At 63.0% G+C, this 12,705-nt stretch carries 22 protein-coding genes; all 22 read right to left on the bottom strand.

Annotated features, from left to right (window positions below):
* Positions 1 to 54: 54 nt before the first annotated feature.
* The 22 genes from rplR to rpsL all read right to left on the bottom strand — a co-directional run bounded on the left by rplR (position 55) and on the right by rpsL (position 12,495).
* Positions 55 to 414 (bottom strand): 50S ribosomal protein L18, encoded by a 360-nt coding sequence (gene rplR / locus J6525_RS21380; RefSeq protein ID WP_016843760.1) that lies wholly within the window; start codon positions 412 to 414, stop codon positions 55 to 57.
* An 11-nt stretch (positions 415 to 425) separates the two neighbouring features.
* Positions 426 to 959 carry a 50S ribosomal protein L6 gene (rplF, locus tag J6525_RS21375; protein ID WP_092114986.1) on the bottom strand — a complete coding sequence of 178 codons (534 nt, stop codon included), beginning with the start codon at positions 957 to 959 and terminating at the stop codon, positions 426 to 428.
* Positions 960 to 973: 14 nt separating this feature from the next.
* Entirely contained in the window at positions 974 to 1,372 is a 399-nt protein-coding gene (gene rpsH, locus J6525_RS21370; protein WP_018272133.1) for a 30S ribosomal protein S8, read from the bottom strand.
* Between the two features lie 15 nt (positions 1,373 to 1,387).
* A complete protein-coding gene (rpsN, locus tag J6525_RS21365; RefSeq protein WP_016843757.1) occupies positions 1,388 to 1,693 on the bottom strand; it encodes a 30S ribosomal protein S14 in 306 nt (101 codons plus the stop codon).
* A gap of 46 nt (positions 1,694 to 1,739) precedes the next feature.
* Positions 1,740 to 2,297: a 50S ribosomal protein L5 gene (gene rplE / locus J6525_RS21360; protein ID WP_016843756.1), complete on the bottom strand. Its 558-nt coding sequence runs from the start codon at positions 2,295 to 2,297 to the stop codon at positions 1,740 to 1,742.
* Positions 2,290 to 2,604 carry a 50S ribosomal protein L24 gene (rplX, locus tag J6525_RS21355; protein ID WP_016843755.1) on the bottom strand — a complete coding sequence of 105 codons (315 nt, stop codon included), beginning with the start codon at positions 2,602 to 2,604 and terminating at the stop codon, positions 2,290 to 2,292. Before rplX ends, rplE begins: the two co-directional genes overlap by 8 nt.
* A complete protein-coding gene (gene rplN / locus J6525_RS21350; protein ID WP_011473865.1) occupies positions 2,604 to 2,972 on the bottom strand; it encodes a 50S ribosomal protein L14 in 369 nt (122 codons plus the stop codon). The genes rplX and rplN overlap by 1 nt, the downstream gene beginning before the upstream one ends.
* 75 nt (positions 2,973 to 3,047) lie before the next feature.
* Positions 3,048 to 3,296 carry a 30S ribosomal protein S17 gene (gene rpsQ / locus J6525_RS21345; protein WP_016843754.1) on the bottom strand — a complete coding sequence of 83 codons (249 nt, stop codon included), beginning with the start codon at positions 3,294 to 3,296 and terminating at the stop codon, positions 3,048 to 3,050.
* A 10-nt stretch (positions 3,297 to 3,306) separates the two neighbouring features.
* Positions 3,307 to 3,513, bottom strand: a complete 207-nt coding sequence (rpmC, locus tag J6525_RS21340; protein ID WP_016843753.1) for a 50S ribosomal protein L29 — start codon at positions 3,511 to 3,513, stop codon at positions 3,307 to 3,309.
* Between the two features lie 5 nt (positions 3,514 to 3,518).
* Positions 3,519 to 3,932: a 50S ribosomal protein L16 gene (rplP, locus tag J6525_RS21335; protein ID WP_016843752.1), complete on the bottom strand. Its 414-nt coding sequence runs from the start codon at positions 3,930 to 3,932 to the stop codon at positions 3,519 to 3,521.
* Positions 3,933 to 3,962: 30 nt separating this feature from the next.
* Positions 3,963 to 4,664, bottom strand: a complete 702-nt coding sequence (gene rpsC, locus J6525_RS21330; RefSeq protein WP_016843751.1) for a 30S ribosomal protein S3 — start codon at positions 4,662 to 4,664, stop codon at positions 3,963 to 3,965.
* Positions 4,665 to 4,684: 20 nt separating this feature from the next.
* Complete coding sequence (rplV, locus tag J6525_RS21325; protein ID WP_016843750.1) at positions 4,685 to 5,071, bottom strand: 50S ribosomal protein L22; 387 nt, start codon at positions 5,069 to 5,071, stop codon at positions 4,685 to 4,687.
* Between the two features lie 10 nt (positions 5,072 to 5,081).
* Positions 5,082 to 5,360, bottom strand: a complete 279-nt coding sequence (rpsS, locus tag J6525_RS21320) for a 30S ribosomal protein S19 (protein WP_028335459.1) — start codon at positions 5,358 to 5,360, stop codon at positions 5,082 to 5,084.
* 12 nt (positions 5,361 to 5,372) lie between these two features.
* The gene (gene rplB / locus J6525_RS21315) at positions 5,373 to 6,206 is read right to left on the bottom strand and encodes a 50S ribosomal protein L2 (RefSeq protein ID WP_021081655.1); all 834 of its coding nucleotides are present in this window, start codon (positions 6,204 to 6,206) and stop codon (positions 5,373 to 5,375) included.
* A 12-nt stretch (positions 6,207 to 6,218) separates the two neighbouring features.
* Positions 6,219 to 6,518: a 50S ribosomal protein L23 gene (locus J6525_RS21310; protein ID WP_028339313.1), complete on the bottom strand. Its 300-nt coding sequence runs from the start codon at positions 6,516 to 6,518 to the stop codon at positions 6,219 to 6,221.
* Positions 6,515 to 7,135, bottom strand: a complete 621-nt coding sequence (gene rplD, locus J6525_RS21305) for a 50S ribosomal protein L4 (RefSeq protein WP_225646163.1) — start codon at positions 7,133 to 7,135, stop codon at positions 6,515 to 6,517. Before rplD ends, J6525_RS21310 begins: the two co-directional genes overlap by 4 nt.
* A 1-nt stretch (position 7,136) precedes the next feature.
* On the bottom strand, positions 7,137 to 7,856 hold the full coding sequence (gene rplC / locus J6525_RS21300; protein WP_075968380.1) for a 50S ribosomal protein L3: 720 nt from the start codon (positions 7,854 to 7,856) through the stop codon (positions 7,137 to 7,139).
* Between the two features lie 54 nt (positions 7,857 to 7,910).
* On the bottom strand, positions 7,911 to 8,219 hold the full coding sequence (rpsJ, locus tag J6525_RS21295) for a 30S ribosomal protein S10 (protein ID WP_002712302.1): 309 nt from the start codon (positions 8,217 to 8,219) through the stop codon (positions 7,911 to 7,913).
* Between the two features lie 86 nt (positions 8,220 to 8,305).
* Complete coding sequence (gene tuf, locus J6525_RS21290) at positions 8,306 to 9,496, bottom strand: elongation factor Tu (protein WP_018272140.1); 1,191 nt, start codon at positions 9,494 to 9,496, stop codon at positions 8,306 to 8,308.
* Between the two features lie 39 nt (positions 9,497 to 9,535).
* Entirely contained in the window at positions 9,536 to 11,608 is a 2,073-nt protein-coding gene (gene fusA / locus J6525_RS21285; RefSeq protein WP_225646162.1) for an elongation factor G, read from the bottom strand.
* Positions 11,609 to 11,637: 29 nt separating this feature from the next.
* Complete coding sequence (gene rpsG, locus J6525_RS21280) at positions 11,638 to 12,108, bottom strand: 30S ribosomal protein S7 (protein ID WP_021081660.1); 471 nt, start codon at positions 12,106 to 12,108, stop codon at positions 11,638 to 11,640.
* A gap of 15 nt (positions 12,109 to 12,123) precedes the next feature.
* A complete protein-coding gene (gene rpsL / locus J6525_RS21275; RefSeq protein WP_006611834.1) occupies positions 12,124 to 12,495 on the bottom strand; it encodes a 30S ribosomal protein S12 in 372 nt (123 codons plus the stop codon).
* Positions 12,496 to 12,705 lie beyond the last annotated feature (210 nt).

The raw sequence follows: 12,705 nt of genomic DNA, 5'->3' as shown, positions 1-12,705 counted from the left end.
TTTTCCAATCTCTAGGAGGCCTTGCGCCTCTTTCCTCGTAATCGTTCGTAAAGTTTAGAAGCTCAATCCGCCTTCGCGCGCCGCATCCGCGAGCGCCTTGACGCGCCCGTGATAGATGTAGGCGCCGCGATCGAACACGACTTCCTTGACACCCTTCTGCGCCGCGCGCTCGGCGAGCAGCTTGCCGACCGCCTTTGCCGCATCGATGTCGGCGCCGGTCTTGCCGGCGTCGCGCATGGTCTTCTCCAGCGACGAGGCGGAAGCGAGCGTCTCGCCCTTCTGGTCGTCGATGACCTGGGCGTAGATGTGCTTGGACGAGCGGAACACCGACAGCCGCGGACGGCCGCCTGCCGAGCGGCGAAGCGCAAGGCGCACGCGCTGCTTGCGCCGGGCATTCGTAACCTTAAGTGACATGACCGGCTCCGTTACTTCTTCTTGCCTTCCTTGCGGAAGATGAATTCGTTGGCGTACTTCACGCCCTTGCCCTTGTAGGGCTCCGGCGGACGGTAGGCGCGGATCTCCGCGGCGACCTGGCCGACGCGCTGCGGATCGTTGCCGGTGATCGTGATCTCGGTCGGCTTCGGCACCGCGATGGTGATGCCTTCCGGGATCGCGTACACCACGTCGTGGCTGTAGCCGAGCGCGAGCTGCAGATTCTTGCCCTGCATCGCGGCGCGGTAGCCGACGCCGGTGATCTCGAGCTTCTTCTCGAAGCCCTTGGTGACGCCCTCGACGAGGTTGGCGACCTGCGCGCGCGCGGTGCCGTACATCGCCTGCGCGCGGTTGGTCTTAACGCGCGGAGCGACCTTGACCTGGCCGTTCTCGAACTTCACCTCGACGTCGTCATGCACGACGAACTGAAGCTGGCCCTTCGGCCCCTTCACCTTCACCGTCTGGCCCTCGACGCTTGCCGTCACACCCGACGGGATCGCCACCGGCCTTTTGCCGATACGTGACATCGTAAAATCCTTCCTCAGAACACCGTGAAGAGAACTTCGCCGCCCACGTTGGCGTCGCGCGCCTGGTGGTCAGCCATGATTCCCTTCGGCGTCGACAACACCGAAATGCCGAGACCGTTGTTCACGCGCGGCAGGTTCTTCACCGAGGCGTAAACGCGGCGGCCCGGCTTCGACACCCGCTCGATCTCGCGGATGACGGGCTCGCCGTCGAAATACTTCAGCTCGATCTCGAGCTCGCTGCGGCCCGAGGCATGTTCGACGCTGGCGTAGCCGCGGATGTAACCCTCGGACTTCAGCACCTCGAGCACGTTGGCGCGCATCTTCGAGCCGGGGCTCGAGACCTTGGACTTGGAGCGCATCTGCGCGTTGCGGATGCGGGTGATGAGATCGCTGATCGGATCGTGCGTAGACATTGTTCCGACCCTCCCTTACCAGCTCGACTTCACGAGGCCGGGAACCAGGCCCTTGGAGCCGAGTTCACGCAGCGCGATGCGCGAGAGCTTGTTCTTGCGATAGTTCGAGCGCGGACGCCCGGTCAGCTCGCAACGGTTGCGGATGCGCGTCGGCGACGAGTTGCGCGGCATCTCGGCGAGCTTCAGCGTCGCCGCAAAGCGCTCTTCCATCGGCTTGGTCTTGTCGGCGATGATCGCCTTCAGCTTCTCGCGGCGCGGGCCGGCGTTCTTCGCCATCCGCTTGCGCCGGTTGTTCTTCTCGACTGAACTCTTCTTTGCCATGCTTGGCTCCTGGGTATCCGCGTTTGAGTGGCTTTGGCTCAGCTACTCACTGCCGGAACGGGAAATTGAAAGCGGTCAACAAGGCACGCGCCTCGTCGTCGGTCTTGGCGGTGGTGCAGACCGTGATGTCCATGCCACGCGCTTCCGAGACCTTGTCGAAGTCGATCTCGGGGAAAATGATGTGCTCCTTGATGCCGAGCGAATAGTTGCCGCGGCCGTCGAAGCTCTTCGGGTTCAGGCCGCGGAAGTCGCGGACGCGGGGCAGCGCCACGTTCACCAAGCGGTCGATGAACTCGTACATATGGGTCTTGCGCAGCGTGACCTTGCAGCCGATCGGCTGGTTCTCACGCAGCTTGAAGGTCGCGATCGCGATCCGCGAATAGGTCACGATCGCCTTCTGGCCGGCGATCTGGGTCAGCTCGGCGGCGGCGGTCTCGGCCTTCTTGCGGTCGTTGACGGAGTCGCCCACGCCCATGTTGAGCACGACCTTGTCGAGGCGCGGCACCTGCATCACGTTGGCATAACCGAACTTCTCGGTCATCATGCCGCGGATCTTCTTGTCGTACTCCGCGCGCAGACGCGGCGTGTAAGCTGTATCAGCCATCGATCTCTGCTCCCGAGCTCTTGGCAACACGAACCTTCTTGCCATCGGCCTGAATCTTGAACCCGATGCGGGTCGGCTTTCCGTCCTTGCCGACATACGCAATGTTCGAAAGGTCGATCGGCATCTCCTTGGAGATGATGCCGCCTTCCTGGGTCTGGGTCTGCTTCTGGTGACGCTTCACCATGTTGATGCCGCGAACGAGAGCCTTGTTCTCGTCCGGACGCACCTCGAACACCTCGCCGGTGCGACCCTTGTCGCGGCCGGTGAGCACCATCACCTTGTCGCCCTTGCGGATCTTGGCAGCCATCACAGCACCTCCGGCGCGAGCGAAATGATCTTCATGTGGTTCTTGGCGCGCAGCTCGCGCGGCACCGGCCCGAAGATACGGGTGCCGACCGGCTCGGACTGATTGTTGATCAGCACGGCGGCGTTGCGGTCGAAGCGGATGACCGAACCGTCGGCGCGGCGGATGTCCTTGCGGACCCGGACCACGACGGCCTTCATCACGTCGCCCTTCTTCACCTTGCCACGCGGAATGGCTTCCTTGATCGACACAACGATAACGTCGCCCACGGTGGCATAGCGGCGCTTGGAACCTCCAAGAACCTTGATGCACATGACACGGCGTGCGCCTGAATTATCGGCCACGTCGAGGTTGGTCTGCATCTGAATCATTGATGCACCTCGTCCTCTTTCTGCGCTTCAGCGCGCTCAAAATTTCCCTGAATTCCCTCGGCCAGGCCGAAGTAATCAGGCCGTTTTCTTGTGTTCGCCCCGGACCACGGTCCAGCGCTTCAGCTTCGAGATCGGTTTCGATTCCTCGATCCAGACCATGTCGCCCGGCTTGAACTGGTTGTTCTCGTCGTGCGCGTGGTAGTTCTTGGAACGGCGGATCGTCTTCTTGTAGATCGGGTGGGTGAAGCGGCGATCGACGCGCACCACGATGGTCTTGGCTTGCTTGTCGCTGACGACCACGCCCTGCAGAGTACGTTTCGGCATAGCTGGCCCCTTACTTCTTCTTCGCGCGCTGCTGGGCAGCGATGGTCTTGATACGAGCGATATCGCGGCGGGCTTCCCGCATCCGCGAGGTGTTCTCCAGCTGCCCGGTGGCGCGCTGGAAACGCAGGTTGAAGCGCTCCTTTTTCAGGTTCAGGATCGCGTCTTCCCGCTGGTCGTCGCTCATCGCGCGAATGTCTTCAACTTTCATCTCGGCCATGGCGATTACTCCGCAATGCGCGCAACGAAGCGCGTCTTGATCGGCAGCTTGGCGGCGGCGAGCGACAGCGCTTCCTTTGCGGTCTGCACCGGCACGCCGTCGATCTCGAACATCACGCGGCCCGGCTTGATCCGGACCACCCACAATTCCGGGGCACCCTTGCCGGAGCCCATGCGGACTTCGGCGGGCTTCTTCGACACCGGCACGTCCGGGAACACGCGGATCCAGACGCGGCCGGCGCGCTTCATATGACGGGTCAGCGCGCGGCGGGCGGCTTCGATCTGACGGGCGGTGACGCGCTCAGGCTCCATCGCCTTCAGGCCGAACTGGCCGAACGCCAACGTCGCGCCAGAGGTCGCAACGCCGTGGATACGGCCCTTATGCGCCTTCCGGAACTTCGTTTTCTTAGGTTGCATCATGGCTTTAAGCCCTCAAATTCCTGCTTTGCCTCAAGCGGCGTCGCGGCGCGAACGCGGCGTGCTGTCGCCCTCGGCCATCTTCTTGTCCTGGGCCATCGGATCGTGCTCGAGGATCTCGCCCTTGAAGATCCAGACCTTGACGCCGCAGGTGCCGAAGGTCGTGAACGCGGTGGCAACGCCGTAGTCGACGTCGGCGCGCAGCGTGTGCAGCGGCACGCGACCTTCGCGGTACCACTCCATGCGCGCGATTTCGGCGCCGCCGAGACGGCCCGAGCAGTTGATGCGGATGCCGCCGGCACCGAGACGCATCGCCGACTGCACGGCGCGCTTCATGGCGCGGCGGAACGCGACGCGGCGCTCGAGCTGCTGGGCGATCGATTCAGCGACCAGGGTCGCGTCGAGCTCAGGCTTGCGGATTTCGACGATGTTGATCACGACGTCCGACGAGGTGATGTCGGCAACCTTCTTGCGCAGCTTGTCGATGTCGGCGCCCTTCTTGCCGATCACGACGCCCGGACGGGCCGAGTGGATCGTCACGCGGCACTTCTTGTGCGGACGCTCGATCACGATGCGGGCCACGGCCGCCTGCTTGAGCTCCTTGTGCAGGATCTCGCGGATCTTGACGTCCTCGTGCAGCAGCTTGCCGTATTCCTGCTTGCCGGCGAACCAACGGGAGTCCCAGGTCCGGTTGATGCCGAGACGCAGCCCGATTGGATTGATCTTTTGACCCATCGTCTTCTCCTGCGCCCTTCTTAGGCGCTTGCCTCGGCCTCGACCTGACGAACCACGATGGTCAGGTGCGAGAACGGTTTGAACACACGGCCCGAACGGCCACGGCCGCGCGGAGCAAAACGCTTCATCACGATGCCATTGCCGACATGCGCCTCGGCGACGACCAGATCGTCAACCTCGAGGTCATGGTTGTTCTCGGCGTTCGCGATCGCCGATTCCAGGCACTTCTTGACATCGACCGCGATCCGCTTGCGCGAGAACTGCAGGTCGGCGAGCGCAGCGGACGCCTTGCGGCCGCGGATCAGCTGCGCCACCAGGTTGAGCTTCTGCGGGCTGACGCGCAGCATGCGGGCGACGGCCTTGGCCTCATTGTCCGCGAGGCTACGTTCGCGCTTTGGTTTGCTCATCGGTTAATCCTCAAGCCTTCTTGGCTTTCTTGTCGCCCGAATGGCCGTGGAAGGTCCGGGTCGGCGAGAACTCGCCGAACTTGTGACCCACCATTTCCTCGTTGATTGCCACCGGCACGTGCTTGTGGCCGTTATAGACGCCGAACGTCAGGCCGACGAACTGCGGCAGGATGGTCGAGCGGCGGCTCCAGATCTTGATGACGTCGTGACGGCCGGACGAGCGCGCGGCATCTGCCTTCTTGAGCAGAGAACCCTCGACGAACGGGCCTTTCCAGACTGAACGAACCATGTCCGGCGTTCCTTACTTCTTCCGCTTGTGGCGGCTGAGGAGAATGAATTTGTTGGTCGACTTGTTGGTGCGGGTCTTCTTGCCCTTGGTCGGCTTGCCCCACGGAGTAACCGGGTGGCGACCGCCCGAGGTACGACCTTCACCACCGCCGTGCGGGTGATCGATCGGGTTCATGACGACGCCGCGGTTGTGCGGACGCCAGCCGAGCCAGCGGGTACGACCGGCCTTGCCGATCGAGATGTTCATGTGATCGGGGTTGGAGACCGCGCCGATCGTGCCGCGGCAACGGCCGTGCACCAGACGCTGCTCGCCCGAGTTCAGGCGGACGATCACATAGTCCTGGTCGCGGCCGACGATCTGGGCGTAGGTGCCGGCGGAGCGCGCCAGTTGACCGCCCTTGCCGATCTTCAGCTCGATGTTGTGCACGATCGTGCCGACCGGCATGTTGCCGAGCGGCATGACGTTGCCCGGCTTGACGTCGACATAGTTGCCGGCGACGACGGTGTCGCCCGCCGCCAGGCGCTGCGGCGCCAGGATGTAGGCCAGCTCACCGTCCTGATACTTGATCAGCGCGATGAACGCGGTGCGGTTCGGATCATACTCGAGCCGCTCCACGACCGCCGGCATGTCCACCTTGTCGCGGCGGAAGTCGACGGTGCGGTAGGCCTTCTTGTGGCCGCCGCCGCGGAAACGCACGGTGATGCGACCGGTGTTGTTGCGACCGCCGTTGCCGAGCTTGCCCTCGGTCAGGGTCTTCACCGGCTTGCCCTTGTAGAGCGCCGAACGATCGACCATGACCAGCTGGCGCTGGCCCGGCGTCGTGGGATTGTAGGTTTTCAATGCCATCGTCGTTGCGCCTTATAGTCCGGTAGTCACGTCGATGCGGTGGCCCTCTTCCAGGGTCACGATCGCGCGCTTGGTGTCCGACTGCGAGCCGAGATTGCCGCGGAATACCTTGGTCTTGCCCTTGCGAACGAGAGTGTTGACGCTCTTCACCTTGACGTCGAACAGCTTCTCGACCGCTTCCTTGATCTGCGGCTTGGTCGCCTTGCCGGCGACCTTGAACATCACCTTGTTGTGCTCGGAGGCGAGCGTCGCCTTTTCCGTCACGACGGGAGAGATGATGACGTCGTAGTGGCGCGGATCGATGTTCTTCATTTGAAGCGCGCCTCCAGCGCATCAACCGCAGCCTTGGTCAGCACCAGCTTCTGGCGGCGGAGAATGTCGTAGACGTTGATGCCCTGGATCGGCAGCACGTCGATGTTCGGAATGTTGCGGGCCGCAGTCGCGAAACCGACGTTCAGCTCCGCGCCGTCGATGATCAGCGCGTTGGTGAGCCCGAGGCCGGAGAAGTGGCCGAGCAGCGCCTTGGTCTTGGCGGCCTCGAGCTGCGCATTGTCGATCACGATCAGCCCGCCGTCCTTGGCCTTGGCCGAGAGCGCATGCTTGAGCGCGAGCGCGCGCACCTTCTTCGGCAAGTCGGTCGCATGGGAGCGAACGACCGGACCGAACGCACGGCCACCGCCGCGGAACTGCGGCACGCGGGCCGAGCCGTGACGGGCGCCGCCGGTGCCCTTCTGCTTGTACATCTTCTTGCCGGTGCGCCAGATCTCGGCGCGGCCCTTGGCCTTGTGGGTACCGGCCTGACGCTTGTTCAGCTGCCACTGCACGCAGCGCTGGATGATGTCGGCGCGCGGCTCGAGACCGAAGATCGCGTCCGAGAGCTCGACGGATCCGGCGTCCTTGCCTTCAAGGGTCGTGACTTTCAATTCCATCTCACACGCCCTCCTTCTCGGCCACAGCCTCGGCAGCTTCGCCACCTGCAACCTTGAACTTGCCGGGCTTCGGGGCGTCCTTCGGCAGCGGCTTCTTGACCGCGTCGCGCACCGAGATCCAGCCGCCCTTGGAGCCGGGAACGGCGCCTTCGACGAGGATCAGGCCGCGCTCGACGTCGGTCGAAACCACGCGCAGATTGAGCGTGGTGATGCGGTCGACGCCCATGTGACCGGGCATCTTCTTGTTCTTGAAGGTCTTGCCGGGGTCCTGACGGCCACCGGTCGAACCGATCGAACGGTGCGAGATCGACACACCGTGGGTGGCGCGCAGACCGCCGAAATTCCAGCGCTTCATGCCGCCGGCGAAGCCCTTACCGATCGAGGTGCCGGTCACGTCGACGAACTGGCCGACCACGAAATGGTCCGCCTGGATTTCCGCGCCGACCGGGATCAGCGCGTCCTCGGACACGCGGAACTCGGCGACCTTGCGCTTCGGTTCGACCTTGGCGACCGCGAACTGGCCGCGTTCGGCCTTGGGCATGTACACGGTCTTGCGGGCGCCCGAGCCAAGCTGAAGAGCGACATAGCCGTTCTTCTCGGTCGTGCGGTGGCCCAGCACCTGGCAGTTGCCCAACTTCAGCACGGTCACAGGGATATGCTCGCCGGTCTCCGTAAAGACCCGCGTCATCCCGACCTTTTGTGCGATCACTCCGGAGCGCATCGGCGTGCTTCCTGTCTTTCTGTCCGCAAGCGGCGGACGTAAAAATCCAAAACCTTAGAGCTTGATCTCGACGTCGACACCGGCGGCCAGGTCGAGCTTCATCAGCGCATCGACGGTCTGCGGGGTCGGGTCGACAATGTCGAGGAGGCGCTTGTGGGTGCGCATCTCGAATTGCTCGCGGCTCTTCTTGTCAACGTGCGGCGAACGGTTGACGGTGAACTTCTCGATGCGGGTCGGCAGCGGAATCGGTCCGCGAACCTGCGCACCGGTGCGCTTCGCCGTGTTCACGATCTCGCGGGTCGACGTATCGAGGATTCGATGGTCGAACGCCTTGAGACGGATGCGAATATTTTGGCCGTTCATTGCCGTATTCTTTCTTTAGTGAGTGGCGAGTAGCGAATAGCGAATGGAGTGACCCACTCGCTACTCGCCATTCCCTATTCGCGTAGTTACTCGATGATCGCGGCGACGACGCCGGCGCCGACGGTGCGGCCGCCTTCGCGGATCGCGAAGCGCAGCTTCTCTTCCATCGCGATCGGCACGATCAGGTGCACTTCCATCGCGATGTTGTCACCCGGCATCACCATCTCGGTGCCTTCCGGCAGGTGCACGACACCGGTCACGTCGGTGGTGCGGAAGTAGAACTGCGGACGGTAGTTGGTGAAGAACGGGGTGTGGCGACCGCCCTCTTCCTTGGTGAGGATGTAAGCCTCAGCCTTGAACTTGGTGTGCGGCTTGACCGAACCCGGCTTGCACAGCACCTGGCCACGCTCGACTTCCTCGCGCTTGGTGCCGCGGAGCAGCGCACCGATGTTGTCACCGGCCTGGCCCTGATCGAGCAGCTTGCGGAACATTTCGACGCCGGTGACGATGGTCTTCTGGGTGTCGCGGATACCGACGATCTCGATTTCCTCGCCGACCTTGATCACGCCGCGCTCGACACGGCCGGTGACGACGGTGCCGCGGCCCGAGATCGAGAACACGTCTTCAACCGGCATCAGGAACGGCTGGTCGATCGGACGCTCCGGCTGCGGGATGTACTCGTCGACGTTGCGCATCAGCTCGAGGATGGCGTCGTGACCGAGCTTCTTGTCCTTGTCTTCGAGGGCGGCGAGCGCCGAGCCCTTGATGATCGGGATCTTGTCGCCCGGGAATTCGTACTTCGAGAGCAGCTCGCGGACTTCGAGCTCGACGAGCTCGAGCAGCTCCGGATCGTCGACCATGTCGCACTTGTTGAGGAACACGACGAGCGCGGGCACGCCGACCTGGCGGGCGAGCAGGATGTGCTCGCGGGTCTGCGGCATCGGGCCGTCAGCAGCCGACACGACCAGGATCGCGCCGTCCATCTGGGCGGCACCGGTGATCATGTTCTTCACGTAGTCGGCGTGGCCGGGGCAGTCGACGTGGGCGTAGTGGCGGTTGGTCGTCTCGTACTCGACGTGAGCGGTCGAGATCGTGATGCCGCGGGCCTTCTCTTCCGGCGCCTTGTCGATCTGGTCGTAGGCGGTGAACGTCGCGCCGCCGGTTTCTGCGAGCACCTTGGTGATCGCTGCGGTCAGCGAGGTCTTGCCATGGTCGACGTGACCGATGGTGCCGATGTTGCAGTGGGGCTTGTTACGTTCGAATTTAGCTTTGGCCATTTGACTCTCCGTTCAATCGTTGACTGCCATCAACGACAATCAGGCAAACTTCTTCTGGACTTCAGCCGACACGTTCGCCGGAGCTTCGGCGTAGTGATCGAACTGCATGGTGAAGGTCGCGCGACCCTGGCTCATCGAGCGCAGGTTGTTCACGTAACCGAACATGTTCATGAGCGGCACCATCGCGTTGATGACGTTGGCGTTGCCGCGCATGTCTTGGCCCTGGATCTGGCCACGCCGGGAATTCAGGTCGCCGATGACCGAACCGGTGTAGTCTTCCGGGGTCACCACCTCGACCTTCATGATCGGCTCGAGCAGAACGGACTTGCCCTTCGTCAACGCTTCGCGGAACGCAGCCCGCGATGCGATTTCGAACGCCAGTGCCGACGAGTCGACGTCGTGATACTTGCCGTCGACCAGCTGCACCTTGACGTCCACCACCGGGAAGCCGGCAACGACACCGGAGCCCATCACGCTGTTGAGGCCCTTTTCGACGCCGGGGATGTATTCCTTCGGCACCGCACCGCCGACGATCTTCGACTCGAACTCATAGCCCTTGCCGGGCTCGTTCGGCTCGACGACGATCGACACTTCGGCGAACTGACCGGTACCGCCGGTCTGCTTCTTGTGCGTGTACTTGACTTCGGCCTTCTTGGTCACGCGTTCGCGGAACGCCACCTGCGGCGCGCCGATGTTGGCGTCGACCTTGTAGGTGCGCTTGAGAATGTCGACCTTGATGTCGAGATGCAGTTCGCCCATGCCCTTGAGAATGGTCTGGCCGGACTCCTGGTCGGTCGACACCCGGAACGACGGATCTTCCGCAGCGAGCTTGGCAAGCGCCACGCCGAGCTTTTCCTGGTCGGCCTTCGACTTCGGCTCGATCGCGATCTCGATCACCGGCTCCGGGAATTCCATCTTCTCGAGGATCACCGGCTTGTCGGGATCGCACAGCGTGTCACCGGTGCGCGCTTCCTTCAGGCCAGCCAGCGCGACGATGTCGCCGGCATAGGCTTCCTTGATGTCTTCGCGGTTGTTCGCATGCATCAGCAGCATGCGGCCGATACGCTCTTTCTTCTCGCGGGTCGAGTTCACCACGCCGGTGCCCGACTGCAGGATGCCGGAATAGATGCGGCAGAACGTGATGGTGCCGACGAAGGGGTCGTCCATGATCTTGAACGCGAGCAGCGCCAGCGGCTCCTTGTCGTCCGCCTTGCGCACGACTTCGTTGCCCTCATCATCGGTGCCCTTGATCGCGGGCACGTCGATCGGCGACGGCAGATAGTCGACGACGGCGTCGAGCAGCGGCTGCACGCCCTTGTTCTTGAACGCGGAGCCGCACAGCACCGGATAGAACGCGCCGGTCAGCACAGCCTTGCGGATCAGGCGCTTCAGGGTCGCCTCGTCCGGCTCCTTGCCGTCGAGGAAGGCAGCCAAAGCGTCGTCGTCGAGCTCGACGGCGGCTTCCACCATCTTCTCGCGATATTCCTTGGCCTGCTCGACCAGATCTTCCGGAATGTCGACATAGTCGAACTTGGCGCCGAGCGATTCATCGTTCCAGATGACGCCCTTCATCTTCACGAGGTCGACGAGACCCTTGAAGTTGTTCTCGGCACCGATCGGCAGCTGGATCGCGATCGGCTTGGCGCCGAGGCGGTCGACGATGTCGGACAGGCACTTGAAGAAGTCGGCGCCGGTCTTGTCCATCTTGTTGGCGAAGACGATGCGCGGAACCTTGTACTTGTCGCCCTGGCGCCAGACGGTCTCGGTCTGCGGCTCGACGCCCTGGTTGGAGTCGAGAACGCAAACGGCGCCGTCGAGCACGCGCAGCGAACGCTCGACTTCAATGGTGAAGTCGACGTGGCCGGGGGTGTCGATGATGTTCAGGCGCTTGCCGTTCCAGAACGCGGTGGTCGCAGCCGAGGTGATCGTGATGCCACGCTCCTGCTCCTGCTCCATCCAGTCCATCGTCGCGGCACCTTCGTGCACTTCGCCGATCTTGTGGCTCTTGCCGGTGTAATAGAGAATGCGCTCGGTGGTCGTGGTCTTACCGGCATCGATATGCGCCATGATACCGAAGTTGCGGTAGTTCTCTATGGCATGAACGCGGGGCATAGGCTGTTCCTTAGAATCCGTTATTCGCCTTACCAGCGATAGTGCGAGAAGGCGCGGTTGGCTTCCGCCATCCGGTGCACGTCTTCACGCTTCTTGACGGCGTTGCCACGATTGTTCGAGGCATCGAGCAGCTCAGCCGAGAGACGCTCCGTCATGGTCTTCTCGTTGCGCTCGCGCGCGGCCGAGATCAGCCAGCGGATGCCGAGCGCCTGACGGCGCACCGAACGGACTTCGACCGGAACCTGGTAGGTCGCGCCGCCGACGCGGCGGGAACGAACCTCGATGGTCGGCATCACGTTCTCGAGCGCCTGCTCGAACACGCCGAGCGGGGGCTGCTTGGTCTTGGCCTCGATCATGCCGAGCGCACCGTAGACGATGTTTTCGGCAACCGACTTCTTCCCGGCGTACATCACCGAGTTCATGAACTTCGTAATGATGATGTTCCCGAACTTCGGATCCGGAAGAACTTCACGCTTCTCGGCAGAATGGCGACGCGACATCTGATCGTTTCCCGCTTACTTCGGACGCTTCGCGCCGTACTTCGAACGACGCTGCTTACGGTTCTTGACGCCCTGGGTATCCAGCACGCCGCGGAGGATGTGGTAGCGCACGCCGGGCAAGTCCTTGACGCGACCGCCGCGGATCATGACCACCGAGTGCTCCTGCAGGTTATGGCCCTCACCCGGGATGTAGCCGATCACCTCGAAGCCGTTGGTCAGGCGCACCTTGGCGACCTTACGAAGCGCCGAGTTCGGCTTCTTCGGGGTCGTGGTGTAGACGCGCGTGCACACGCCGCGCTTCTGCGGCGACTGCTGCAGCGCCGGCACCTTCTTGCGCGACTTCTGCACTTCACGTGGATTTGCGATCAGCTGGTTGATCGTCGGCATGCAGCCTTCACCCTTTAGTTCGCGCGAAAACCTTGAATGGCTCCGCAAATTTCTTCTCAGGACTAGCCGTCCCGCACGGCCCGCTCGGCACGGGACAAATACCCGCGCAAAGCGAAATCGCGCCAACCACTCATCGCTGAGCGGAAAGCGCTTCGACGCCACAGAGGACCGCGATCCCGAACCGTTCAGCGTTCGCTGTTCGGTCCGCCA

The organism is Bradyrhizobium australafricanum (genome assembly GCF_020329495.1).
Lineage (GTDB): Bacteria > Pseudomonadota > Alphaproteobacteria > Rhizobiales > Xanthobacteraceae > Bradyrhizobium > Bradyrhizobium australafricanum.
The sequence above is the reverse complement of the archived record's forward strand: the minus strand, read 5'-3'. Positions and strand labels throughout refer to the sequence as shown.

Bases quoted from the DNA above. Each gene is read 5' to 3' on its own strand.
- rplR (WP_016843760.1), bottom strand. From the start codon at position 414: ATGTCACTTAAGGTTACGAATGCCCGGCGCAAGCAGCGCGTGCGCCTT.
- rplF (WP_092114986.1), bottom strand. From the start codon at position 959: ATGTCACGTATCGGCAAAAGGCCGGTGGCGATCCCGTCGGGTGTGACG.
- rpsH (WP_018272133.1), bottom strand. From the start codon at position 1,372: ATGTCTACGCACGATCCGATCAGCGATCTCATCACCCGCATCCGCAAC.
- rpsN (WP_016843757.1), bottom strand. From the start codon at position 1,693: ATGGCAAAGAAGAGTTCAGTCGAGAAGAACAACCGGCGCAAGCGGATG.
- rplE (WP_016843756.1), bottom strand. From the start codon at position 2,297: ATGGCTGATACAGCTTACACGCCGCGTCTGCGCGCGGAGTACGACAAG.
- rplX (WP_016843755.1), bottom strand. From the start codon at position 2,604: ATGGCTGCCAAGATCCGCAAGGGCGACAAGGTGATGGTGCTCACCGGC.
- rplN (WP_011473865.1), bottom strand. From the start codon at position 2,972: ATGATTCAGATGCAGACCAACCTCGACGTGGCCGATAATTCAGGCGCA.
- rpsQ (WP_016843754.1), bottom strand. From the start codon at position 3,296: ATGCCGAAACGTACTCTGCAGGGCGTGGTCGTCAGCGACAAGCAAGCC.
- rpmC (WP_016843753.1), bottom strand. From the start codon at position 3,513: ATGGCCGAGATGAAAGTTGAAGACATTCGCGCGATGAGCGACGACCAG.
- rplP (WP_016843752.1), bottom strand. From the start codon at position 3,932: ATGATGCAACCTAAGAAAACGAAGTTCCGGAAGGCGCATAAGGGCCGT.
- rpsC (WP_016843751.1), bottom strand. From the start codon at position 4,664: ATGGGTCAAAAGATCAATCCAATCGGGCTGCGTCTCGGCATCAACCGG.
- rplV (WP_016843750.1), bottom strand. From the start codon at position 5,071: ATGAGCAAACCAAAGCGCGAACGTAGCCTCGCGGACAATGAGGCCAAG.
- rpsS (WP_028335459.1), bottom strand. From the start codon at position 5,360: ATGGTTCGTTCAGTCTGGAAAGGCCCGTTCGTCGAGGGTTCTCTGCTC.
- rplB (WP_021081655.1), bottom strand. From the start codon at position 6,206: ATGGCATTGAAAACCTACAATCCCACGACGCCGGGCCAGCGCCAGCTG.
- J6525_RS21310 (WP_028339313.1), bottom strand. From the start codon at position 6,518: ATGAAGAACATCGATCCGCGCCACTACGACGTCATCATCTCTCCCGTC.
- rplD (WP_225646163.1), bottom strand. From the start codon at position 7,135: ATGGAATTGAAAGTCACGACCCTTGAAGGCAAGGACGCCGGATCCGTC.
- rplC (WP_075968380.1), bottom strand. From the start codon at position 7,856: ATGCGCTCCGGAGTGATCGCACAAAAGGTCGGGATGACGCGGGTCTTT.
- rpsJ (WP_002712302.1), bottom strand. From the start codon at position 8,219: ATGAACGGCCAAAATATTCGCATCCGTCTCAAGGCGTTCGACCATCGA.
- tuf (WP_018272140.1), bottom strand. From the start codon at position 9,496: ATGGCCAAAGCTAAATTCGAACGTAACAAGCCCCACTGCAACATCGGC.
- fusA (WP_225646162.1), bottom strand. From the start codon at position 11,608: ATGCCCCGCGTTCATGCCATAGAGAACTACCGCAACTTCGGTATCATG.
- rpsG (WP_021081660.1), bottom strand. From the start codon at position 12,108: ATGTCGCGTCGCCATTCTGCCGAGAAGCGTGAAGTTCTTCCGGATCCG.
- rpsL (WP_006611834.1), bottom strand. From the start codon at position 12,495: ATGCCGACGATCAACCAGCTGATCGCAAATCCACGTGAAGTGCAGAAG.